Origin of the sequence: Porphyrobacter sp. HT-58-2, assembly GCF_002952215.1 — a bacterium.
Lineage (GTDB): Bacteria > Pseudomonadota > Alphaproteobacteria > Sphingomonadales > Sphingomonadaceae > Erythrobacter.
This window is the reverse complement of the sequence record NZ_CP022600.1, coordinates 319,512-340,966: the sequence shown is the minus strand read 5'-3', so window position 1 is coordinate 340,966 and position 21,455 is coordinate 319,512. Positions and strand designations below refer to the sequence as shown.

Sequence of the window (21,455 nt, the reverse complement as noted above, 5' to 3'; positions counted from 1 at the left end):
GCGGCGGAAAAAGGGAAGCGGGGCCCCGGGTCAAGCCCGGGGCGGGGGGGCTAACGTTCGTTGAGGATGCCAGACCCAAAAATCAGGTCGGCAACCCGGTTTGTGAGGTCTTCCTCGCTGCTTCGAACTGGTGCGGATCGGATTCCTTCCCCCCCAATTGACAGTATTGCCCTAGGATTGATTTTTGACGCCTTATCAAAGCGTTTCCGTGGTGAGCCCGAGGCGATCATGTCGGCTGAAAAGTCGTTCGCGCGAAGGGTCTGGAGAGCCGTGATCCCCTGAGCAACGAAGCTGTCGTTCTCTACCACGACGATAACATCGACCTGTGCCTCCTCCCGCGCCCCCACCAGCATCGCCAGCCGCTCGATCCCCGCAGCCCAGCCCACCGCAGGCGTCGGCGCGCCCCCCAGAGATTCCATCAGCCCGTCATAACGCCCCCCGCCCAGCACAGTGCTCTGGCTCCCCAGGGCCGCTGCTGAGGCGCTGCCCTCGTCGGGGATGAACTCGAAGGCCGTGTGGCGGTAGTAGTCGAGGCCGCGCACAAGACTTTCCGCCCGTACCCACTTCACGCCCGCCGCATCCAGCCCGCTGGTCACCGCTGCAAAGAAAGCGCTCGCCTCCTCCGACAAAAACGCATCGATCTTCGGCGCATCCGCCAGAAACGGCTTGTCCCTCGGATCCTTCGAATCGAGGATCCGTAGCGGGTTCTTCTCAAGCCGTTCCTGCGATTCCTCGGACAGCTGATCCTTCACCGCACGAAAGTATTCGATCAGCGCCGCCCGCCACGCCTCGCGGCTCGCCCCGTCGCCCAGCGTGTTGAGGTGTAGGGTCACGTCGTTGATGCCGAGCTCCTTCAACAGCTGATCCGCCATCGCCAGCAGCTCGACATCGGCCTGCGGTTCGCCCGCGCCGATCACCTCGGCGTCGATCTGGTGGAACTGTCGGTAGCGGCCCTTTTGCGGGCGTTCATAGCGGAACAGGGGGCCGTGGGTGGCGACCTTCAGCGGCGCATATTGCTGCCAGCCGTTGGTAAGGAACGCGCGCGCGATCCCGGCGGTGAATTCGGGGCGTAGGGTCAGGCTCTCGCCGCCGCGGTCCTCGAAGGAATACATCTCCTTCGACACCACATCGGTGGTCTCGCCCAGACTGCGCGCGAACACCTCGGTCTTTTCGAACACCGGCATTTCCACCCGGCGGAAGCGATAGAGCCGCCGCACACGCTCGAATGTTTCGACCACGAAGGCGAAGGCCTCGGCGTCCGCGCCGAAGATGTCCTGGGTGCCTCTGATCGCTTGGGGTGTCTTCTTGCTCATAGGCTCGCGCGATTAGGCCGAAGGAGCCCCTTTCGCAATCCTGCGGCACCGATTAAGGGGCGGCGCGTTACCTCTCTCAATCGCAAGCCACAAAAGAGAACAGCCATGCGCATCGACAAGATCCCGACCGGCAAGAACCCGCCGAACGATCTCAACGTCATTATCGAAGTACCGACCGGCGGCGAGCCGGTGAAGTACGAATTCGACAAGGAAAGCGGCGCGCTGTTCGTTGACCGCATCCTGCACACCCCGATGCGCTATCCGGCCAATTACGGCTTCGTCCCGCACACGCTGTCGCCCGATGGCGACCCGCTCGATGCGCTGGTGATTTCGCGCTCGCCCTTCATTCCGGGCTGCGTGGTCCGTGCGCGGCCGATCGGGGTGCTCAACCTCGAAGACGAGCAGGGGGGCGATGAAAAGCTGGTTTGCGTTCCGGTGAACGAGACCTTCCCGTATTACGCTGATGTGGTCGAAACCAACGACCTGCCCTCAATCATCTTCCAGCAGATCGAGCACTTCTTCACCCATTACAAGGATCTGGAAGCCGAAAAGTGGGTGCGTGTTGGCAGCTGGGGCGATGCAGCCGAGGCGCGGCGGATCACCATTGAAGCGATCGAGCGGTACGCTTCCAAGTAGTGCAGCCGCCTCCGCGGCTGCATCCTCGGCGCTATTCCCGTGGCGTGCGCCACGGGGCACCTGCGGCTCGCGCGCTTGCGCTCGCGGCCCTGCGGGCCGGATCGGTGTTAACAGTTACGGGATGCGTTGACACCGGTCGCGTAGCGACGGCAAGGCCAAACGGCCGCCCGCAGCGATGCGGCCTTCAGGCCGTGTGAGCGAGGATTTCGCACGCCGGATGGCGTGCGGAACTCAAAAAATGCTCAGAAGCATCTTGAAGATCAGCGTCAGCGCGAAAGGCAGGCCGATCGCCACGGCCCACAGCGTGATGACATCGCGTTTGAAAGCGGGGGCGTAAGTCCGGTCGGCGGCCTGTACATCATCCAGGTCGGCCCAGCGTTTCTCGAACCAGCGGCACACCGGGATGATCCCCGCAACCAGGACAATCAGTGCCAGATAAGGCAGCGCTGTCGATGAGCCTTCCGACAGGGCCTTGATCGTCACGAAGATCTGGAGCCCGGTATAGACCAGCAGGCCATAAGCGACGTGGTCGCTCATCGATTTGCGCCAGTCGCGGGTGCGACCCGCCGACAGGACTTCGGCTTTGGCCCTTTCGCCCGATTTCACCATCTCTGCCGCTCCCCAACGGTCTGCTGTGTTTGACGGCACTATCGCAAAGCTGACACAGTCTTGCAAGAAGGCGCAGAAATCCGCCATTTTGTTGCGCGGCACGCATCAGGCGCACTGCAAGGCACGGGAATTGCACGGGCTTTGATCAGCCGCTTGGGCGCGGCACAGTCGCAGGCGCTGATTAAGCAAAAATCCTGCCAAATGGCTTGCGCCCCTTTTCTGAGGCTTCAGGGCTGCTAAGGAAGCCGGAACACCATGAGCACTGCAGCCCTCACCAATCCGCCCCGCGAGGACATCCCCCAGCCGACAGGCAGTGGGCTGGAGGTGATCTCGATCGCCAAGAGCTATGACAAGCGCTCGGTGCTGACCGATATCTCGCTGACCGTGGCGAAGGGCGAGGTCCTCGGTCTTCTCGGCCCCAACGGCGCGGGCAAGACCACCTGCTTCTATTCGATCATGGGCCTGGTGAAGCCCGATTCGGGCCGCATCCTGATGGATGGCGAGGACGTGACCAAGCTGCCGATGTATCGCCGCGCGATCCTGGGCCTTGGCTACCTGCCGCAGGAAACAAGCATCTTTCGCGGCATGACGGTGGAACAGAACATCGCCTGCGTACTCGAAATGGTGGAGCCTGATGGCGACACCCGCGCCGCCGAGCTGGAACGGCTGCTCGACGAATTCGGCCTGACGCGCCTGCGCGAAAGCCCGGCAATGGCACTTTCGGGGGGCGAGCGGCGGCGCTGCGAGATTGCCCGCGCGCTGGCGGCCAAGCCTTCGATCATGCTGCTGGATGAGCCATTCGCTGGGATCGACCCGCTCTCGATCAGCGACATCCGCGATCTGGTGAAGGATCTGAAACAGCGTGGCATCGGGGTGCTGATCACCGATCACAACGTACGCGAAACGCTCGACATCGTCGACCGCGCCTGCATCATCTATGGCGGGCAGGTGCTGTTTGCCGGTTCCCCGCAGGAACTGGTCGCCGACGAGAACGTGCGGCGGCTCTATCTCGGCGAGAGCTTCACGTTGTGATTTTCCGGTGGGAGGCGATGTGATGATTTGGGGCGGGTCTTGGTCCACCAGGTTCCAAGCCAGCCCGCTCCCCCGCCCTTCCGCCCTTCAGGATAGGATCCCGGGTGGAAGGGCGGGGGAGCGGGCTGGGGCCGCGCGCACCATTTTGCGAAGCGAAATGCGGATCGACGCATAATGGCATTAGGCCCCCGCCTCGATATCCGGCAGACCCAATCGCTGGTGATGACGCCGCAATTGCAGCAGGCGATCAAGCTGCTGGCGGCCTCCAATCTCGAAATCGAAACCTTCATTGCCGAGGCGCTGGAGGCCAATCCGCTGCTCGACACCGGCGGCCCGGCCGAGCCCGGCGAGGCCGAGAGGATCGAAATCGCCGCGCCTGCCGGTGAAGACGCGACCGCCGATCAGCTGATGCTGGCGGGCGGCGGCGAGGGCGACGCGCCGCTCGATCTGTCTGCGGTGGACCGCGATTTCGACACCGGGGACGGCGCGGGGCCGAACATGCGCGATGCCGAATGGGGCGCGGCCGTCGGTTCGGGCGGCGATTTCGACGATCTGCCCGATTGGGAGCAGCTGCGCGCTGCCGAGGTGACGCTGGTCGAACATCTGGAAGGCCAGTTGGGCGCCGTGGCCAGCGATCCCCAGACCGTCGCGATTGCCCGCCAGATTATCGGGCTGCTGGACGAAGCGGGCTATCTCACCATCCCGCTGGACGAGGTGGCGGACGATCTCGGGGTCGATTTCTTCGACGCCAAGGCGGCCCTTCGGCTGGTGCAATCGCTCGATCCTTCTGGCGTGGGGGCGCGCAATCTGGCCGAATGCATCGCCATTCAGGCGCGCGAGGCGGATCGTTACGACCCCTGCATGAAGGCGCTGATCGACAATCTCGATCTGGTGGCGCGCGGGGAGGTCGAGCGGCTGAAACGCCTGTGCCGCGTCGATGACGAGGACTTCGCCGACATGCTGCGGGAGCTGCGCAGCTACAATCCCCGGCCCGGTCTCGCTTTCGCACCGTCGGATGCGGGGATGGTGGTGCCCGATGTTCTCGTCACCGCCAATGCGAGCGGCGGCTGGGATATTGCCTTGAACGAGGACACTCTGCCCAAGTTGATCGTCAACCGCGGCTATTTCCTCGAGCTGAATGCCGGGGCAACCAGCAAGGAATCGCAAGGGTGGCTCAAAGAGAAGCTGGCTGACGCCCATTGGTTGATCCGCGCGCTCGACCAGCGCCAGAAGACCATCCTCAAGACCGCTGCCGAGATCGTGAAGCAGCAGGACGGATTCTTCCGCCGCGGCGTATCCGAACTGCGCCCGCTGACCTTGCGCGAGGTGGCCGAACAGATCGAGATGCATGAAAGCACGGTCAGCCGCGTCACCAGCAACAAATATCTCGCCTGCGCGCGCGGCACGTTCGAGCTGAAGTATTTCTTTACCAGCGGGGTTGCCTCGGCGGATGGGGAGGGCGCATCATCCGCCGCGATCAAGGCCCGCATCAAGGCCCTGATCGATGCCGAGACGATCAAGAATATCCTGTCTGACCAGCAACTCTCCGAAATGCTCCAGAAGGAGGGCTTCGACCTCGCCCGGCGCACCGTGGCGAAGTACCGTGAGGCGATCGGGCTGGGCTCGAGCGCCGAGCGGCGGCGGGCGAAGAAGCTGGCGGGGGCGTCCTAGCACTTTCCCGCAGGCGACAGGCCAGCTGGCAGCCTCTAGCTTCTGTTCGATTTCCACCTTTCGGAGTGTGACTCGAAAGACTCACTCCAAAAAGTTAACGCGCTAAACTTCTTATTAACCTTTTTTGGTGACAAGCAGCGTGGTTAACAGGCGGCAACCTCTCCTAAGCGGGGGTTACCAAGGGGTAAGACAGGGGACTGCAATGCGCGTTCTGCTCATCGAAGATGAACCGACCACTGCCAAGGCAATCGAGCTGATGCTCACCACCGAAGGCTTCAACGTCTATTCGACCGACCTGGGTGAAGAAGGCTTGGACCTCGGCAAGCTGTATGATTACGATATCATCCTGCTCGATCTGAACCTGCCTGACATGCATGGCTATGACGTGCTCAAGAAGCTGCGCGTCGCCAAGGTGCAGACCCCGGTGCTGATCCTTTCGGGTATTTCGGAAATGGATTCGAAGATCCGCAGCTTCGGTTTCGGCGCTGATGACTACGTGACCAAGCCGTTCCACCGCGAAGAACTGGTCGCCCGCATCTATGCCGTGGTGCGCCGTTCGAAGGGCCATTCGCAGTCGGTGATCCGCACTGGCAAGCTGGCAGTGAACCTCGACGCCAAGACCGTCGAAGTCGATGGCGCCCGCGTGCACCTGACCGGCAAGGAATATGCGATGCTCGAGCTGCTCAGCTTGCGCAAGGGCACGACGCTGACCAAGGAAATGTTCCTCAACCACCTCTATGGCGGGATGGACGAGCCCGAACTCAAGATCATCGACGTGTTCATCTGCAAGCTGCGCAAGAAGCTGTCGCTGGCATGCGGCGGGGACAATTACATCGAAACCGTCTGGGGCCGCGGCTACGTGCTGCGTGACGCCGACGAGGCGGTTGAAGCGGCTTAATTATTGAGGAACCCGCCTCCGCGGGTTCCTCCTCGGCGCTGTTTCAAGCCATGCGGGCTTGAGCGCCTGCGGCGCGCGCCGTGCGCTCGCGGTCCCTTGGGCCGAAACAGCGCTATCAACAAACATCGCGCCCGGGGTGGAAACACCTCGGGCGTTTTTCTATGGGCCGCGCATGACGGCATTCAAGGAAGGCGATCCGACCACCATCACGCGGCTTTACGGTCGTTCGGTCGGCAAGAAGCTGCGCAAGTATCAGCAGGGGTTGGTCGATAACCTTCTGCCGCAGATAGCTGTGCCTGCTGAAGGCCCGGTGACGTCCGAGGTGCTGTTCGGCGATTCGCGCCCGCTGCACTTCGAAATCGGCTTCGGTGGGGGCGAGCATCTTGCCTATCGCGCCGATCTGCTGCCCGATCACGGCTTCATCGGGGCTGAGCCCTTCGTCAATGGTGTCGCGCAGGCGCTGACCCATATGGCGGACCAGCGCCTCGCCAATATCCGCCTGCATCACGGTGACGCCTTGGAGGTGCTCCAGCGAATTCCCGATGGCGCGCTGACGATGCTCTACCTGCTCCACCCCGACCCCTGGCCCAAGGCCCGCCACGCCAAGCGGCGCATGATGAATGATGGCCCGGTGCGGCTGTTCGCGCAGAAGATGAAACCCGGCGGAGAATTCCGCTTCGGCACCGATCACGCGGTCTATCTGCGCCACGCGCTGATGGTGATGCAGCGCCACACCGACCTGTTCGAGTGGGTGGTCGAGAAACCGGAAAACTGGCAGGTGCGTCCGTCAGGCTGGCCTGAAACGCGCTATGAGCACAAGGCGCGCACCGTTTACGGTCACGAGGTCTGGTACTTCCGCTTCCGGCGGCGTTAGCTCGCGATGTTTCACGTGAAACAGCAAAAAAGCGTGATCTGACGCCGGGCTGGGAGGGGTCTGGACGGGGTCTGGACGGGGTCTGACCGAGGTCTGGGCCTGGCTAGGCCGCCCCGCGTACCCGCCACCACGGCATCAGCGCAAAGACGATCTGCCCTGCCAGTCCCAGCAGTGCGTGCGGCTGGCGCAGGTCGGCGAGCCACTGTGCCGGGCTCTGCCCTACCATCGTCACGGCGAGCGCACACTCCGCCGCCATCAGCAAAGCGAAGGCGGCAAGCCCCACCGCCAGTGCTTCGCCGGGCTGCGCAATGCCGAACCGCCGCACCAGCCAGCCGCTCGCCAGCCAGCTCGCCCCCAGCATCACCGGCAGTTCCAGCGCAGTGGCGGGCATCAGCCCGACCAGAGGCGCGAGCCACAGCACCCGCACGGTGCCAAGCACAAATCCCAGCGCGAACACCACCGCCCAATAGGCAATGGCGGCGCGCAGGATCCTCACCCCACAACCCCCGCGCTGGACAGCACCGCCAGCGTCAGCACATCAGGCGCCAGCGCCGTCATCGGCACGATCTGCACCGGCTTTTCCATCCCGATCAGCATCGGCCCGACAGTGGCATTGCTGCCCAGTTCGCGCAGCAGCTTGGCCGAAAGGTTGGCCGATTGCAGCCCCGGCATGATCAGCACATTGGCCGGGCCGGACAGGCGGCTGAAGGGATAAAGCGCCATCACCTTGGGGTTGAGCGCCGCATCGGGCGCCATTTCGCCTTCATACTCGAAGCCCGGATCTTCCTTGTCGAGGATCGCCACCGCCTCGCGGATATTGGCGAGCCACTGACCGGAGGGGTTGCCGAAGGTCGAATAAGACAGGAACGCCACCCGCGGTTCATGCCCCATGCGCCGGGCGACCCCAGCGGTTTCCTTGGCGATATGCGCCAGTTCCGCCGCGCTCGGGCGTTCGTTGATGGTGGTATCGGCCAGGAAGGTGGTGTGGTGCTTGCCGATCATCATGTGGATGCCGAAAGGCAGCGCCTCAGGCTTCTTGTCGAGCACCAGGTTCACCTCGCGCACGGTCTGGGCGAAGGTGCGGGTCATACCGGTGATCATGCCTTCGCCGTGCCCGAGCGCGACCAGCAGCGCGGCGAACACATTGCGTTCCTGATTCACCAGTCGCCGCACGTCGCGCAGGGTATAGCCGCGCCTCTGGAGCCGCTTGTAGAGATAGTCGACCATTGCCGGCACGTGTTCGCTGTCGGCGGAGTTCTGGATCTCGAAGCTCCCGGGATCGCTCACGGAAAGCTGATGCAGCTTGTCCAGCACCGCCTTGGTGCGGCCCACCAGAACGGGCGTGCCATAACCGAAATCGCGGAACTGGATCGCGGCGCGCAGCACCACTTCCTCCTCGGCCTCGGCAAATACCATGCGCTTGGGATTGGCCTTGGCGATTTCATAGACCCCGGTCAGCACCGAGGTGGTCGGGTTGAGGCGTGAGCGCAGGGCGACACGATAGGCCTCAAAATCCTCGATCCGCGCGCGGGCGACGCCGGAATCCATCGCTGCCTTGGCGACGGCGGAGGACACAACCTCGATCAGGCGCGGGTCGAACGGCGCGGGGATGATGTAATCGGTCCCGAACTTGTGGTTCTTGCCATAGGCGCTCGCGACTTCTTCCGGCACCTGCTGGCGGGCAAGCTCGGCGATGGCTTCGGCAGCGGCGACCTTCATTTCCTCGTTGATGGTGGTCGCCTGCACATCCAGCGCCCCGCGGAAGATGAAGGGGAAGCCGAGGACATTGTTGACCTGATTGGGGAAATCGCTGCGTCCGGTGGCGATGATCGCGTCAGGGCGCACGGCCTTGGCTTCATCGGGCATGATTTCCGGCACGGGGTTGGCCATGGCGAAGATGATCGGCTTGTCCGCCATCTTCTTGACCCAGTCGGGCTTGAGCGCCCCTGCCGCCGACAGGCCGAGGAAGATGTCCGCGCCCGCCAGCGCCTCTTCAAGGCTGGTGGCGGTGGTGGCAACGGCGTGGGCGCTTTTCCACTGGTCCATCCCTTCGCGGCCCGGGGTGATCGGGCCGGAACGGTCGCACATGATGACGTTTTCGTGGCGCACGCCCATCGCCTTGATCAGCGCGGTGCAGGCGATGGCCGCCGCGCCCGCGCCGTTGACCACCACCTTCACGTCCTTGATATCGCGTCCGGTGAGGTGGCAGGCATTGAGCAGGCCCGCTGCCGTGATGATGGCGGTGCCATGCTGGTCATCATGCATCACCGGGATCTTCATCCGTTCGCGCAGGGCGGCCTCGATGATGAAGCATTCGGGCGCCTTGATATCCTCAAGGTTGATGCCGCCGAAGGTCGGCTCCATCAGCGCGACCGCATTGATGAAGGCTTCCGGGTCTTCGGTGGCGAGTTCGATGTCGATCGAGTCCACGTCGGCGAACCGCTTGAACAGCACCGCCTTGCCTTCCATCACCGGCTTCGATGCCAACGCGCCGAGATTGCCGAGGCCAAGGATTGCGGTGCCGTTGCTGATCACTGCGACAAGGTTCGCCTTGGCGGTATAGCGCGCGGCAAGCGAGGGATCGGCGGCAATCGCTTCGACCGGGGCGGCCACGCCGGGCGAATAGGCAAGGCTGAGGTCGCGCTGCGAGGTCATCGGCTTGGTGGCGACGATCTCCAGCTTACCGGGGCGAATGGTTTCGTGATAGAACAGCGCCTCGCGCGTGGTGAAGCCGCCCTTATTTTCCTCGGCCATGGTGCCTGATCCCTCTTGCGTCCGTAAGGTAAACTCAGGCTTCGCTTAGCGATGCGTGCGCCGATGCGATAGGCCGTTTATCGCACCAGGTCGGGGGAAAGCTGCAACAGCCGACATTCCCGAATCGCCGGCGAAGGGGCTAGGCGAGGGGGATGGCGGCGCTCTCCGATTCCAAACCCACCCCGATGATGGCGCAATATCTCGCCTTGCGGGAAGAGGCGGGCGATGCGTTGCTGTTCTATCGCATGGGCGATTTCTTCGAGCTGTTCTTCGAAGACGCCAAGCGGGCGGCGCAGATCCTCGACATCGCATTGACGACGCGGGGCGAGCATAATGGCGCGCCGATCCCGATGTGCGGGGTGCCGGTGCATTCGGCGGAAAGCTATCTGGCGCGCCTGATCAAGGCGGGCTGCCGGGTGGCGATTGCCGAACAGGTCGAAACGCCCGACGAAGCCAAGGCGCGGGCCAAGCGTGAAGGCACGCCGTCGTCCAAGGTGCTGGTGGGCCGCGCCATCGTGCGGCTGGTGACGGCGGGCACGCTGACCGAGGAGGCGCTGCTCGAACCGCGCCGTGCCAATGTGCTGGTCGCGCTGGCGGAATTGCGGGGCGTGATCGGCATTGCGGCGGTCGATGTCTCGACCGGCGCGATGGTGCTGGAGGAATGCGCCGCCGAGGCGCTGGGCGCGGCGCTGGCGCGGCTCTCGCCTAGCGAGGTGGTGGTGCCAGAGGATTGGCACGCCGAGAGCTTCGGGGCCGCAGAGGAGGCGATCTATCGCCCGCGCACGACCTTCGCCAGCGATGCCGGGGCGGAACGGTTGAAGGCTCTGCACGGGGTGGCGACGCTCGATGCCTTCGGGGCGTTCAGCCGCGCGATGCTGGCGGCGGCGGGGGGGCTGGTGAGCTATCTCGACCATGTCGGGCGCGGGCGTCTGCCGCTGCTGCTGCCCCCGGTGCTGCGCGAAACCGCAAGCGCGATGGCGATGGACGCGGCGACGCGCGGGAGCCTCGAAATTCTTGAGTCGGCGCAGGGCGGACGCGCGGGGAGCCTGATCGGCGCGGTGGATCGCTGCGTTACCGGGGCGGGATCGCGGCTGCTCGCGGAGGACCTGTCCGCACCGCTGCTTGATATGGCGGCGATCGAGGCGCGGCTGGGGTTGGTGCAGTTCTGGCGGGATCGGCCCATCGAGCGGGCGCAATTGCGCGACATTCTGCGCAGTGTTCCCGATCTGGGCCGCGCGCTGGGCCGGGTGGTGGCGGGTCGGGGTAGCCCGCGCGATCTCGGGCAGTTGCGCGATGGGCTCTCCGAGGCCGCGCGGCTGAACCACTGGCTGAGCGGCGCACCCGATGCCCCTGCGTTGTTGATCGAGGCGACCGCCCGCCTCACCGGGCACGGCGCGCTGACCGACTTGCTGAGCCGCGCGCTGGTGCCCTCGCCCCCGACCGAGCGCTCCGGCGGCGGTTTCATTGCCGATGGCTATGATGCGGCGCTCGATGAATTGCGGGCCACTTCGGGCGATGCGCGCCGGGCGATTGCCGCGATGGAGGCACGCTATCGTGACGAAACCGGAATCGCCTCGCTCAAGATCCGCCATAACGGGGTGCTGGGCTATTTCATCGAGGTTGGCGCGCGCCATGCCGACCGGCTGATGGCGCCCGACAGCGGCTTTACCCACCGCCAGACGATGAAGGACGCGGTGCGGTTCAACTCGTTGCGGTTGCACGAGGAAGCCGCCCGCATCGCCGAGGCCGGGGGCCATGCACTGGCGGCGGAAGAAGCCCATTTCGAAGAACTGGTCGCCGCCGTGATCGCGGCGCGCGAAGGGATCGCGGCCACCGCTGCCGCGCTCGCCCGGCTCGATGTCGGTGCTGGCAATGCCGAACGCGCGGCGGAGGGGGACTGGTGTCGCCCGGAAATTTCCGAGGACACTGGCCTTGCCATCACCGCCGGGCGGCATCCGGTGGTCGAAGCGGCGCTTGCCAAGGCCGGGGAGCGGTTCGTTGCCAATGATTGCCAGCTTTCGCAGGCCAATCGCCTGTGGCTGATCGGCGGCCCGAACATGGGCGGCAAGTCGACCTTCCTGCGCCAGAACGCCTTGATTGTCATACTCGCCCAGTCGGGCTGTTTCGTGCCTGCGTCGGCAGCGCGCATCGGCCTGGTCGACCGGCTGTTCAGCCGGGTGGGTGCCGCCGACAACCTCGCGCGGGGGCGTTCGACCTTCATGGTCGAGATGGTCGAAACCGCCGCCATTCTCGCGCAGGCGACGGATCGCAGCTTCGTGATCCTTGACGAGGTCGGGCGCGGCACATCGACCTATGATGGCCTCGCGCTGGCCTGGGCGGTGGCCGAGGCGGTGCATTCGCACATTCAATGCCGCTGCCTGTTCGCCACGCATTATCATGAACTTGCGCGACTGGCAGAGACCTGTGAGGCGCTCTCCCTGCACCATGTCCGCGCGCGGGAATGGCAGGGCGATCTGGTGCTGCTGCACGAACTCGCCGATGGCCCGGCGGATCGCTCCTACGGTCTTGCCGTCGCGCGGCTGGCGGGGGTTCCGGCGCCGGTGGTGGCCCGCGCCAAGGCGGTGCTGGAAAAGCTGGAGGCGACCCGCGCCGCGACCGGCGGCATCGCGGCAGGGCTGGGCGACTTGCCGCTGTTTGCCAACCTTGCTGCTGAACCGGCCGCCCCTTCGCCCGAACAGCAGCTCGCCGAGGCGCTCAGCGCCACCGATCTCGACGCGCTGACCCCGCGCGAGGCGCTTGATCTGCTCTACGAATGGAAGCGCGCCCTGCCGCGCCGCGAGGCGTGATTTCAACCAAGGCTTAACCCTGCGCCTGCTATTTTCGGCCCCATGTCCAGAACCCTGTTCGAAAACAGCAAGGCTGCGCTCGCCTTTGCCGCGATGACGATCTTTGGCGCGGTGGCAATGGTCGGTACGTCGGAAAAGGGCGGCGTGCTGGATTCCGCGGTCGAAACCTTTGCCAATCAACGCGAGATGATTGCCAGCGATGCGCAGGCCTTTGCCGCGGCGCAAAGCAAAGGCGATGCTCCGCCTGAAGCCGGGTCTGGCTGGGGAAGCGAACCGGTGTTCGGCGAATATGGAGCCGATACGGCGGCGCAGGCGGTTGGCGGCAAATCCGCGCGCGCAGCAGCCAGCAAGGTCGGCGGCCCGATGAGCGCGCCGTTCGCGGCAACTGCGATTGTCAGCGGCGAAGTCAATCAGGGTGCCGTGGCCGAGCCCTACATCTCCGATCGGGAAATGGTGATCGAGCCGGAATAGCCCTCGCCTAGCGGGTCGGGACGGGTACTTCGCCCGAATAATCGTAGAACCCGCGCCCGGTCTTGCGGCCGAGCCAGCCGGCCTCGACATATTTCACCAGCAGTGGGGCGGGGCGATACTTGCTGTCGCGGGTGGTCTTGTAGAGCACCTTGATGATGTCGAGACAGGTGTCCAGCCCCACGAAATCAGCCAGTTGCAGCGGCCCCATCGGGTGATTGAGGCCGAGGCGGCAACCCTTGTCGATATCCTCGATCCCCGCCGTCGACTGGCCCAGCACGAACACCGCCTCGTTGATCATCGGCAGCAGGATGCGGTTGACGACGAAGCCGGGTTCGTCCTGGGAAAGCACCACTTCCTTGCCCAGCCCGCGCGCAAAGGCGGTGACAGCGTCGGTGGTTTCCTTCGAGGTCGCAAGGCCGGGGATCACTTCGATCAGGCCCATCACCGGCACCGGATTGAAGAAGTGCAGGCCTATAAAGCGCGCCGGATCGGGCGAGTGGTTCGCCATCCGGGTGATCGGGATCGACGAGGTGTTCGAGGCCATGATTGCTTGCGGGGCCAGCACCTTGCCCGCCTTTTCGAAGATCGCGTTCTTGATTTCCTCGCGCTCGGTGGCGGCTTCGATGATCAGGTCGGCTTCGGCGAAGGGGGCGTAATCCGCGACGGGTGTGATGCGAGCCAGCAGCGCCTCGGCCTCGGCCGCCTCGATCTTGCCGCGCCCCATCAGCTTGGCGAGCGCCTTGCCGATCGCTTCCTTGCCCGCTTCGGCGCGGGGCAGGTCAACGTCGGTCAGCAAGACGTTCATGCCATGGGCGGCGACGGTCTGAGCGATGCCGGTGCCCATCTGACCGGCGCCGATAACGGCGATATTGCGCATATGGGGCGTGTCCTTCGCAAGTGCAGCAAAGATCTCGCCCTAGCGGGGAAGCGCGCGGCTGGCTAGCGCACTAATTTCCTAGCGGTTGGCGCGCTACCTGTTCTTCCCCGGCACCCACGTCACATCCGCGCCGCCATCGTCATTCGCCACGCGGGCAAGCACGAACAGCAGGTCGGACAGGCGGTTGATATAGGTCAGCGCGGCCGGGTTGACCGGGTCCTGTGCGGCGAGCGCCACCATCGCGCGCTCCGCCGCCCGGGTGGTGGCGCGGGCGACATGGATGCGCGCCGCTGCCTCGCTCCCGCCGGGCAGGACAAAGCTGGTGAGCGGTTCGAGGCGCTCGTTCAGCGCATCGATCTGCTGCTCGATCCATTCCGGTTGGCCGGGGACAATGCGCAGCACCATTTCCGACGGGGTGAAATCGGCATCTTCCGCCGGGGTCGCAAGGTCGGCGCCGAGATCGAACAGATCGTTCTGCACCCGCGTCAGCAGCCCGCGGTGCTCATCATCCGTCAGCGCGCAGATCGCAAGGCCGATGGCGCTATTGGCTTCGTCCACCAGCCCCATCGCCGCGATGCGCGCCGAATGCTTGGGACAGCGCGAGCCATCGACTAGGCCCGTCGTGCCGTCATCGCCGGTACGGGTGTAGATCCGGTTGAGCTTGACCATGGCGAGGGTCAGTTATTGCCAGCGGCGAGCAAGCCGAGAACCACGATCACGCCGATCGCCATGGCCTGATACTTCACCCGCGCGAACATCGCCTTGTTCTGGGCGAGCTGCATATCGGTGGCCGTGCGTCCTTCGCCTGTCTCAAGGTCGATCTTCGTCGTCTTGAGGAAGGCAATGATGCCGCGGATCAGCGAAAATGCGACAAGCCCCATCAGGACAAGCAGCAAGAGAACGAAAAAGATCTTCATGTCTGCCTAAATGAACGCTCGGCGCTCATGTTCCAAGCCTCAAATGCTGCAACCGCAGTTGTTCGGCGAGCATCTGTCCATTTTCGCCCGCCGCCCGGCGTTCGGCCAGTGCGGGCGAGCCGCGCCGCTTGGCGAGCTTCTGGCCGTCTGCATCCATCAGCAGCGGGTGATGGTGCCAGCGCGGCTCGGGGAGACCGAGCAATGCCTGCAGGGTGCGGTGGACGTGGCTCGCCGCAAACAGATCGGCCCCGCGCGTCACCAGCGTCACGCCATCGGCCGCATCGTCGAGCGTCACGGCAAGGTGGTAGGAGGCGGGCAGGTCTTTGCGGACAATCACCACATCGCCGAGACCGGAGAGGTCGACCGCCTGCGGCCCCGCCAGCGCATCCTCCCACACCAGCGGCCCGGTTGCAGCGAGCGCCTTCTCCGCATCCAGCCGCCATGCCGCCGGAAGCGCCGGATCGGCCGCGCGATGCTTGCAGGTGCCGGGGTAGATCAGGCCATCCGAGCCCTCGATGGCGCCTGCTGCCTCGATCTGCTTGCGGGTGCAGGTGCAGGGGTAGAGCAGCCCGCGTGCCTTCAGCGCCTCGGCGGCAACGGCATAGCTGGCAAGACGGGTCGACTGCGCGGGGACTTCCTCCCATTCGAGCCCCAGCCATTCCAGATCGCGGCGGAATTCGTCGGCGAGTTCGGGGCGGGAGCGCGGCCCGTCGATATCCTCGATCCGGAGCAGGAACCGCCCCTCACCTGCCTTCGCCAGATCATGCGCGACAATCGCCGACAGCGCGTGGCCGAGGTGCAGGTGGCCATTGGGGCTCGGTGCAAAGCGGGTCACAAGGGGCGCGGCGGCAGGCATCCTTGCGCCCATGCCACAGGACATTTTGTTGCGCTATCCACAGGCTATCCACCGCCCGTCCCTGTGGATACCCACCCTGTCACGGGTTTGACTCTTTGCCCTGTCAGGTCAGGATGCAGGTCAATCAGGGAGGAACGCTACCAGTGTTCAATGCCGAACTGATCGAGAAAGTGGCGAAGTTCCGCGGGATCGAGGAAGATCCGACCCGCAACCTTTCGGCCTGCCCGGCGCTGGTGCTCAACGCCGATTACACCCCGCTGTCCTACTATCCGTTGAGCCTGTGGCCCTGGCAGACCGCGATCAAGGCGGTGTTCCTCGACCGGGTGGACATCGTCGCGAGCTATGACCGCGAGGTTCACTCGCCCAGCTTCGACATGAAGATCCCGAGCGTCATCGCGCTCAGGCAATATGTGAAGCAGAGCGAGTTTCCCGCCTTCACCCGCTTCAACGTGTTCCTGCGCGACCGCTTTCAATGCCAGTATTGCGGCAGCCACGATCACCTGACTTTCGACCACGTCACCCCGCGCCGGCTGGGCGGGCGGACCACGTGGGAGAACATCATCACCGCCTGCGCGCCGTGCAACATGAAGAAGGGCGGGCGCACGCCCAAGCAGGCGGGTATGAGCCTGCATCAGGCGCCGATCCGTCCGACCAGCTGGCAGCTGCAACAGGCGGGCAAGCAGTTTCCGCCGGGCTATCTCCATGAAACCTGGCGCGACTGGCTCTACTGGGACGTCGAGCTCGAGGCCTGATGGGCCTTGCCCGCTCGGCTGCGTGTCGCCGGGCATTGTCGACGAGCGATAGAGCGCAACCGATGAACTTACGTTGTGCCGTCCTGCCGCGACTGCTAGCAATACGATGATTTTCATGACCGACTTTGTCGGTCGATGGTTTCAGGGTGCGACCGGCCTGGGGGGGCTTGCGATCCTTGGAGCCTTGGTGGGCGGCAGCGTGACTTGCAAAGATTATCAAGGCGGCCTGGCATGACGGGCATACGGAACCAAACTCCAGCATCGCCGGCCCATTTCCTGCTGCTTGCTGCCATTCTGGCGCTGCCCGGTTGCATTTCGCTCGGCCCCGAGCCGCCCACCATGGCCAGCGTTCAGCCGGTTCCCGATCAGTGGGTGCTGGCCGAACCCGGCGGCACCGACATTCCGCTGGATCGCTACTGGGTGATGCTCGGTGATCCGTTGATCGAGGAATATGTGGCGCGTGCGCAAGCCGACAATCTCGACATAGCGCAGGCAGCCGCACGTCTGCGGGCCGCACGCGCCGGGTTGCGGGCGGCGCGCGCAGACCGTGTGCCAACCATCAATGCCAGCGGCGGCGCCCGGCGAGATGTCGGCGATCTGGCCAGCGATGATGTGTTCTTCTCGCTCGGTGCCGATGCCGCTTGGGAAGTTGACCTGTTCGGACGGATCGACGGCTCGATCGACGCTGCGCGCGGCGATCTTCAGGCAGCAGGCTATTCGCTCGGTGATCTTGAGCGGGTGATCGTGGCGCAGGTCGCAAGCCAGGTGGTGAACGCACGCGCGCTGGCCGCGCAGCTCGCCATTGCGCGCGAGACGCTGGCGGTGCAGGACGACACGTTCCAGATCGCCCGCTGGCGCAATCAGGCGGGGCTGGTGAACAGCCTCGATGTTGAGCAGGCGCGCACCCAGCGGGCGCAGACTGCGGCTTCCATCCCGCAACTTGAAAGCAGTCTTGCCGCGGTTGCCAACGCCATCTCGACCCTGATCGGCGAACCGCCCGGACAAGTCTATCGCGCACTGACCGAGGCGCCGCGCGATGTGCCGTTGCCACCTGCCGATGTGGCGCTCAATGTGCCTGCCGATACCCTGCGCCGCCGCCCGGACGTGAGCGCGGCCGAAGCGCGGCTGGCGGCTGATCTCGAACGCGTCGGCGTGGCGCGCACGCAGCTGTTTCCGCTGGCGCGCCTGTCTGGCACGATCGGCACCAGCGCGACTGATGCGGGCAGCCTGTTCGATCTCGTCACTGGCAATATCTTTGCCAGCTTGTCGCAGCTGATTTTCGACGGTGGGCGGGCGCGCGGGCGCATCGAGGGCGCCGAAGCCGTCGCCGACGGATCGCTCGCGGCTTGGCGGCAGAGCATCCTTGTGGCGCTCGAGGAGGTCGAGAGCTCTTCCGTCGATCTTTCTGCCACCGGCGAACGCGTGAATGCTCTGACTGAGGCAAGCGAAGGTGCGCAGAACGCCGCCGTTTTGGCGCGCAGCCAGTATCAGGCGGGGCTGATCGATTTCCAGCGCCTGCTCGTCGCCGAAAGCCAGCTGCTTGCGACGCGCAACGCGCTGGCCAACGCACAGGGCGCGCGCGCGATTGCCTTCATCAGTCTCGCCCGCGCGCTGGGCGGCGGCTGGTCAGTACCGGAAGGCGCGGGCCTTGAACAACTTGCGGCGAGGGAGCCCACCGAGTGAACGAAGCGAGCAATCCTGCCGAAACGCCGAACGTGGACGAATTCCTCGGCAGCAAGCCGCGACCGCGCTGGCGGCGCTGGATGAAGTACTGGCTGCCCGGTCTTGTGCTGGTGCTGCTGGTTCTCATCATTTCGCGCTGCACCGCCGATGCGCCACCGCCCGATTACATCACCGAAGCTGTCGTGCAGGAATCGCTTGCGCTCTCGGTCACGGCGACGGGCAATCTGCGCCCGACCAATCAGGTCGAAGTCGGCGCGGAAGTCACTGGCCCGGTCGACAGCGTGGCGGTCGACGTCAATGATCGCGTCACCAAGGGGCAGGTGATCGCGGTGATCAACACCGAAATCATCGACCAGCAGATCGCCCAGTCGCGCGCCAATCTCAATGCCGCGCGGGCCGCGCTGGGACAGGCGCAGGCGACGCTCGATATCGACAAGGTGCAGCTGGCAAGGCTTGAAGAAGTCCGCCGGCTGTCAGGCGGGCGCGTGCCGTCGCAGATCGAGCTTGAACAGGCCGAGGCCGCAGTCGAGCGAGATCTGGCCGCGGTTGCTTCGGCCCGTGCCAATATCGAAGCCGCAGCAGCGTTGCTCAAGGGCAACCTCACCACCCGCAGCCGCGCGGTGATCCGGGCGCCGGTCAATGGCGTGGTTCTCGCTCGCCGGATCGAGCCGGGGCAGACCGTGGTTGCCGCCTTCAACACCGTCACCTTGTTCGTGATTGCCGAAGACCTGTCGGAAATGCAGCTGCGCGTGTCGATCGACGAGGCCGACGTGGGGCAGGTCAAGGCGGGGCAGAAGGCGACCTTTACCGTCGATGCCTATCCCGGGCGCCGCTTTCCCGCGACGCTCCAGCGCGTCGATCTCGCATCGCGCAGCACGGTCGATGCCCAGGCGGGCGGCGCGGGCGCTGCAGCGGCAGCTGGCGGCGGTTCGGTTGTCAGCTACGAAGCGCGGCTGGAAGTCCAGAACCCCGATGGTGTGCTGCGTCCGGGCATGACGGCGACCGCCACGATTGCCACCCAGAACACCGGCAAGACGCTGTTGGTGCCCAATGCCGCGCTGCGCTTCCGCCCTGACAAGGAAGAGGAAAGCGGCGGCGGTGTGTTCCAGCCGCAGATCGGGCTTGAGCGTGACAAGCAGCAGGCCACGATCGGCGAAGGCAGTCGCCAGCAGGTGCAGGTGCTGCAAGCCGATGGCACGCTCAAGGCGATCGAGGTCATCACCGGCCGCAGCGACGGGCGCCGCACGGTGGTGCGCTCGGACGATCTGAAGCCGGGCATGAAGGTCGTCACCGGGATCAAGGCAGCCGGGAAGTGACGGACGAGCCGCTCATCCAGCTTGAAGGGATCACCAAGACCTTCGGCAGCGGGGCGGCCGCGTTTCAGGCGCTGAAAGGCGTCGACCTGACCATCATGCGCGGCGAATTCGTTGCGGTCATGGGGCCTTCGGGCTCGGGCAAGTCGACCACCATGAACATTCTCGGCTGTCTCGACGTGCCGACCGGCGGCGTGTTCCGGTTCAAGGGCGTGGAGGTGCAAAAGCTCGACCGCGATCAGCGCAGCCTGCTGCGGCGGCGGTATCTCGGCTTCGTGTTTCAGGGCTTCAACCTGCTGGCACGCACCACTGCGCTGGAGAATGTCGAACTGCCGCTGCTCTATCGCGGCGAAAGCAAGGCCAAGCGGCGGCAGGCGGCGATGCGGGCGCTGGATCAGGTGGGGCTGGTGCCGTGGGCCGACCACACGCCCGCCGAACTCAGCGGCGGCCAGCAGCAGCGCGTCGCGATCGCCCGTGCGCTGGTGACCGAGCCCGACGTGCTGCTCGCCGATGAGCCGACCGGCAACCTCGACAGCGAACGTTCGGTCGAGATCATGGAGCTGCTGCGCCGCCTCAATGGCGAAGGCATCACTATCCTGATGGTCACCCACGAAGAAGACATGGCCGCCTATGCCGGCACCATTGTGCGTTTTCGCGACGGTCTGGTGGAACGGATCGAACGCGGGGCGATGAGCCTGGCGGCCGGGGAGGCAACCGCCTGATGCTGGGGACGACGATCCTTCTGGCGTTGCGCGAGATCCGGCGCCACATCCTGCGCTCGATCCTGACGACGCTTGGCATCATCATCGGCGTTGCCGCGGTGGTGACGATGGTGACGCTCGGCAATGGCGTGACGGCCTCGGTGCAGGATCAGATTTCCTCTTTGGGCGCGAGCAATTTCATCGTCTTCCCGGTGCGCACCACCCGCGGCACGATCCGCCCCTTCGACGAGGCTGACGTGCGCGCAGTTGGCCAGCAGATCGCGGGCGTCGAGATTGCGGCGGGCAATGTCTCTGCCACCGCCACGGCCTTCTACAACGGACAGGACTGGGATACGCGCGTGCAGGGGGTCTCGAATGACCTGCTCAAGGCGCAGTCAGTCAAGATCGACGAGGGGCGTCCCTTTACCCGCGACGAGGAACTGTCAGGCAAGAATGTCTGCCTGCTCGGCCTCAAGGTGCGCGAGGCGATCTTCCCGCCCGGAACCAGTCCGGTCGGTGCGCGGATGCGGATCGGCGATGTATCGTGCGAAGTGATCGGCACGGTCCAAGAACGGGGGCAGGGCGGCGGCGGCGCAGATGATGATGATGCGGTCTATCTGCCGATCAAGAACGTCCAGCGCCGGTTCCGCGGGAACGAGAACCTCGATTTCTTCGTGGTCAAGTACGACCCGGCCTATGCACCTGCCACGATCCAGGATTCGCTGGTTGCCCTGCTGCGTGAACGGCGCCTGTTGCAGGATGCCGAACCCAATGATTTCAACGTCATCGACACCGCGCAGGTCAATCAGGCTCTTGGTGCGGCGACCGGCGCGCTGACCGCGATGGTGGCGGTGATCGCCTCGATCAGTCTGTTGGTCGGCGGGATCGGGATCATGAACATCATGCTGGTCTCCGTCACTGAGCGCACCCGCGAGATCGGCATCCGGCTTGCCATCGGCGCGCTGGCCAGCGAAGTGCGGCTCCAGTTCCTGACCGAGGCGGTGGTGCTGTGCGCGCTGGGCGGTCTGGTCGGCATCGCGCTGGGCTTTGGCGCCTCGATCGGGATCGCCACCTTGATCGACGTGCCTTTCGTGTTCGACCCGGCCATCAACATCGTGAGCTTCGTGTTTGCCGCAGGCATGGGGATCGTGTTCGGCTATTACCCGGCGCGCCGTGCATCGCAGCTCGACCCGATCGACGCCTTGCGCCACGAATAATGCGGGTGCGGGCCGTGCTGGCGCAGCGGTATCCCCTTGCCTTTCGGCCTTCTCCCGCCTAAGCGCCCGCACTT

Annotated in this window: 20 protein-coding genes; 12 read left to right on the top strand and 8 right to left on the bottom strand. The window is 65.0% G+C overall.

Annotated features, from left to right (window positions below):
* Nucleotides 1-50: 50 nt before the first annotated feature.
* Entirely contained in the window at nt 51-1,313 is a 1,263-nt protein-coding gene (hisS, locus tag CHX26_RS01670; RefSeq protein WP_104940881.1) for a histidine--tRNA ligase, read from the bottom strand.
* A 105-nt stretch (nt 1,314-1,418) separates the two neighbouring features.
* Between hisS and ppa the strand changes: the two genes are divergently transcribed.
* Nucleotides 1,419-1,949, top strand: coding sequence for an inorganic diphosphatase (gene ppa / locus CHX26_RS01665; RefSeq protein ID WP_104940880.1), 531 nt, complete (start codon nt 1,419-1,421; stop codon nt 1,947-1,949).
* A 231-nt stretch (nt 1,950-2,180) separates the two neighbouring features.
* Here the strand turns inward: ppa and CHX26_RS01660 are convergent, their stop codons facing one another.
* The gene (locus CHX26_RS01660; protein ID WP_233997237.1) at nt 2,181-2,645 is read right to left on the bottom strand and encodes a hypothetical protein; all 465 of its coding nucleotides are present in this window, start codon (nt 2,643-2,645) and stop codon (nt 2,181-2,183) included.
* 168 nt (nt 2,646-2,813) lie between these two features.
* On the opposite strand from CHX26_RS01660, the gene lptB reads away from it, so the two are divergent.
* From lptB to trmB, 4 genes are all read left to right on the top strand, one after another.
* Entirely contained in the window at nt 2,814-3,590 is a 777-nt protein-coding gene (gene lptB / locus CHX26_RS01655) for an LPS export ABC transporter ATP-binding protein (protein ID WP_104940878.1), read from the top strand.
* A 174-nt stretch (nt 3,591-3,764) separates the two neighbouring features.
* Nucleotides 3,765-5,261 (top strand): RNA polymerase factor sigma-54, encoded by a 1,497-nt coding sequence (gene rpoN, locus CHX26_RS01650; RefSeq protein ID WP_104940877.1) that lies wholly within the window; start codon nt 3,765-3,767, stop codon nt 5,259-5,261.
* 202 nt (nt 5,262-5,463) lie between these two features.
* Nucleotides 5,464-6,159 carry a response regulator transcription factor CtrA gene (ctrA, locus tag CHX26_RS01645; RefSeq protein ID WP_104940876.1) on the top strand — a complete coding sequence of 232 codons (696 nt, stop codon included), beginning with the start codon at nt 5,464-5,466 and terminating at the stop codon, nt 6,157-6,159.
* 172 nt (nt 6,160-6,331) lie between these two features.
* Nucleotides 6,332-7,033 carry a tRNA (guanine(46)-N(7))-methyltransferase TrmB gene (trmB, locus tag CHX26_RS01640; RefSeq protein WP_104940875.1) on the top strand — a complete coding sequence of 234 codons (702 nt, stop codon included), beginning with the start codon at nt 6,332-6,334 and terminating at the stop codon, nt 7,031-7,033.
* 103 nt (nt 7,034-7,136) lie between these two features.
* Here trmB and CHX26_RS01635 read toward each other — a convergent pair whose 3' ends face one another.
* Together CHX26_RS01635 and CHX26_RS01630 are read right to left on the bottom strand one after the other, a co-directional pair.
* Nucleotides 7,137-7,529 (bottom strand): hypothetical protein, encoded by a 393-nt coding sequence (locus CHX26_RS01635; protein WP_104940874.1) that lies wholly within the window; start codon nt 7,527-7,529, stop codon nt 7,137-7,139.
* On the bottom strand, nt 7,526-9,787 hold the full coding sequence (locus CHX26_RS01630; protein WP_104940873.1) for an NADP-dependent malic enzyme: 2,262 nt from the start codon (nt 9,785-9,787) through the stop codon (nt 7,526-7,528). The genes CHX26_RS01635 and CHX26_RS01630 overlap by 4 nt, the downstream gene beginning before the upstream one ends.
* A gap of 152 nt (nt 9,788-9,939) precedes the next feature.
* On the opposite strand from CHX26_RS01630, the gene mutS reads away from it, so the two are divergent.
* Together mutS and CHX26_RS01620 are read left to right on the top strand one after the other, a co-directional pair.
* Entirely contained in the window at nt 9,940-12,594 is a 2,655-nt protein-coding gene (gene mutS, locus CHX26_RS01625; protein WP_442956914.1) for a DNA mismatch repair protein MutS, read from the top strand.
* 42 nt (nt 12,595-12,636) lie between these two features.
* Nucleotides 12,637-13,065 (top strand): hypothetical protein, encoded by a 429-nt coding sequence (locus CHX26_RS01620; protein WP_104940872.1) that lies wholly within the window; start codon nt 12,637-12,639, stop codon nt 13,063-13,065.
* A gap of 7 nt (nt 13,066-13,072) precedes the next feature.
* Here CHX26_RS01620 and CHX26_RS01615 read toward each other — a convergent pair whose 3' ends face one another.
* From CHX26_RS01615 to gluQRS, 4 genes are all read right to left on the bottom strand, one after another.
* Nucleotides 13,073-13,942, bottom strand: a complete 870-nt coding sequence (locus CHX26_RS01615; RefSeq protein ID WP_104940871.1) for a 3-hydroxyacyl-CoA dehydrogenase NAD-binding domain-containing protein — start codon at nt 13,940-13,942, stop codon at nt 13,073-13,075.
* Between the two features lie 93 nt (nt 13,943-14,035).
* Nucleotides 14,036-14,611 carry a cob(I)yrinic acid a,c-diamide adenosyltransferase gene (locus CHX26_RS01610; RefSeq protein ID WP_104940870.1) on the bottom strand — a complete coding sequence of 192 codons (576 nt, stop codon included), beginning with the start codon at nt 14,609-14,611 and terminating at the stop codon, nt 14,036-14,038.
* A gap of 8 nt (nt 14,612-14,619) precedes the next feature.
* Complete coding sequence (locus CHX26_RS01605) at nt 14,620-14,859, bottom strand: hypothetical protein (RefSeq protein WP_104940869.1); 240 nt, start codon at nt 14,857-14,859, stop codon at nt 14,620-14,622.
* Between the two features lie 25 nt (nt 14,860-14,884).
* The gene (gene gluQRS, locus CHX26_RS01600; RefSeq protein ID WP_233997236.1) at nt 14,885-15,727 is read right to left on the bottom strand and encodes a tRNA glutamyl-Q(34) synthetase GluQRS; all 843 of its coding nucleotides are present in this window, start codon (nt 15,725-15,727) and stop codon (nt 14,885-14,887) included.
* Nucleotides 15,728-15,858: 131 nt separating this feature from the next.
* Between gluQRS and CHX26_RS01595 the strand changes: the two genes are divergently transcribed.
* From CHX26_RS01595 to CHX26_RS01575, 5 genes are all read left to right on the top strand, one after another.
* Nucleotides 15,859-16,467, top strand: coding sequence for an HNH endonuclease (locus CHX26_RS01595; RefSeq protein WP_104943181.1), 609 nt, complete (start codon nt 15,859-15,861; stop codon nt 16,465-16,467).
* A 231-nt stretch (nt 16,468-16,698) separates the two neighbouring features.
* The gene (locus tag CHX26_RS01590; protein WP_104940868.1) at nt 16,699-18,150 is read left to right on the top strand and encodes an efflux transporter outer membrane subunit; all 1,452 of its coding nucleotides are present in this window, start codon (nt 16,699-16,701) and stop codon (nt 18,148-18,150) included.
* Nucleotides 18,147-19,466 carry an efflux RND transporter periplasmic adaptor subunit gene (locus tag CHX26_RS01585; protein ID WP_233997235.1) on the top strand — a complete coding sequence of 440 codons (1,320 nt, stop codon included), beginning with the start codon at nt 18,147-18,149 and terminating at the stop codon, nt 19,464-19,466. Before CHX26_RS01590 ends, CHX26_RS01585 begins: the two co-directional genes overlap by 4 nt.
* Nucleotides 19,463-20,185 (top strand): ABC transporter ATP-binding protein, encoded by a 723-nt coding sequence (locus CHX26_RS01580; protein WP_104940867.1) that lies wholly within the window; start codon nt 19,463-19,465, stop codon nt 20,183-20,185. Before CHX26_RS01585 ends, CHX26_RS01580 begins: the two co-directional genes overlap by 4 nt.
* Nucleotides 20,185-21,381, top strand: a complete 1,197-nt coding sequence (locus tag CHX26_RS01575; protein WP_104940866.1) for an ABC transporter permease — start codon at nt 20,185-20,187, stop codon at nt 21,379-21,381. The genes CHX26_RS01580 and CHX26_RS01575 overlap by 1 nt, the downstream gene beginning before the upstream one ends.
* Nucleotides 21,382-21,455 lie beyond the last annotated feature (74 nt).

What these genes read in the sequence shown, in the direction of transcription:
- hisS (WP_104940881.1), bottom strand. Translation starts at nt 1,313, where the DNA reads ATGAGCAAGAAGACACCCCAAGCGATCAGAGGCACCCAGGACATCTTC.
- ppa (WP_104940880.1), top strand. Translation starts at nt 1,419, where the DNA reads ATGCGCATCGACAAGATCCCGACCGGCAAGAACCCGCCGAACGATCTC.
- CHX26_RS01660 (WP_233997237.1), bottom strand. Translation starts at nt 2,645, where the DNA reads ATGGCGGATTTCTGCGCCTTCTTGCAAGACTGTGTCAGCTTTGCGATA.
- lptB (WP_104940878.1), top strand. Translation starts at nt 2,814, where the DNA reads ATGAGCACTGCAGCCCTCACCAATCCGCCCCGCGAGGACATCCCCCAG.
- rpoN (WP_104940877.1), top strand. Translation starts at nt 3,765, where the DNA reads ATGGCATTAGGCCCCCGCCTCGATATCCGGCAGACCCAATCGCTGGTG.
- ctrA (WP_104940876.1), top strand. Translation starts at nt 5,464, where the DNA reads ATGCGCGTTCTGCTCATCGAAGATGAACCGACCACTGCCAAGGCAATC.
- trmB (WP_104940875.1), top strand. Translation starts at nt 6,332, where the DNA reads ATGACGGCATTCAAGGAAGGCGATCCGACCACCATCACGCGGCTTTAC.
- CHX26_RS01630 (WP_104940873.1), bottom strand. Translation starts at nt 9,787, where the DNA reads ATGGCCGAGGAAAATAAGGGCGGCTTCACCACGCGCGAGGCGCTGTTC.
- mutS (WP_442956914.1), top strand. Translation starts at nt 9,940, where the DNA reads ATGGCGGCGCTCTCCGATTCCAAACCCACCCCGATGATGGCGCAATAT.
- CHX26_RS01620 (WP_104940872.1), top strand. Translation starts at nt 12,637, where the DNA reads ATGTCCAGAACCCTGTTCGAAAACAGCAAGGCTGCGCTCGCCTTTGCC.
- CHX26_RS01615 (WP_104940871.1), bottom strand. Translation starts at nt 13,942, where the DNA reads ATGCGCAATATCGCCGTTATCGGCGCCGGTCAGATGGGCACCGGCATC.
- CHX26_RS01610 (WP_104940870.1), bottom strand. Translation starts at nt 14,611, where the DNA reads ATGGTCAAGCTCAACCGGATCTACACCCGTACCGGCGATGACGGCACG.
- CHX26_RS01605 (WP_104940869.1), bottom strand. Translation starts at nt 14,859, where the DNA reads ATGAAGATCTTTTTCGTTCTCTTGCTGCTTGTCCTGATGGGGCTTGTC.
- gluQRS (WP_233997236.1), bottom strand. Translation starts at nt 15,727, where the DNA reads ATGGGCGCAAGGATGCCTGCCGCCGCGCCCCTTGTGACCCGCTTTGCA.
- CHX26_RS01590 (WP_104940868.1), top strand. Translation starts at nt 16,699, where the DNA reads ATGACGGGCATACGGAACCAAACTCCAGCATCGCCGGCCCATTTCCTG.
- CHX26_RS01575 (WP_104940866.1), top strand. Translation starts at nt 20,185, where the DNA reads ATGCTGGGGACGACGATCCTTCTGGCGTTGCGCGAGATCCGGCGCCAC.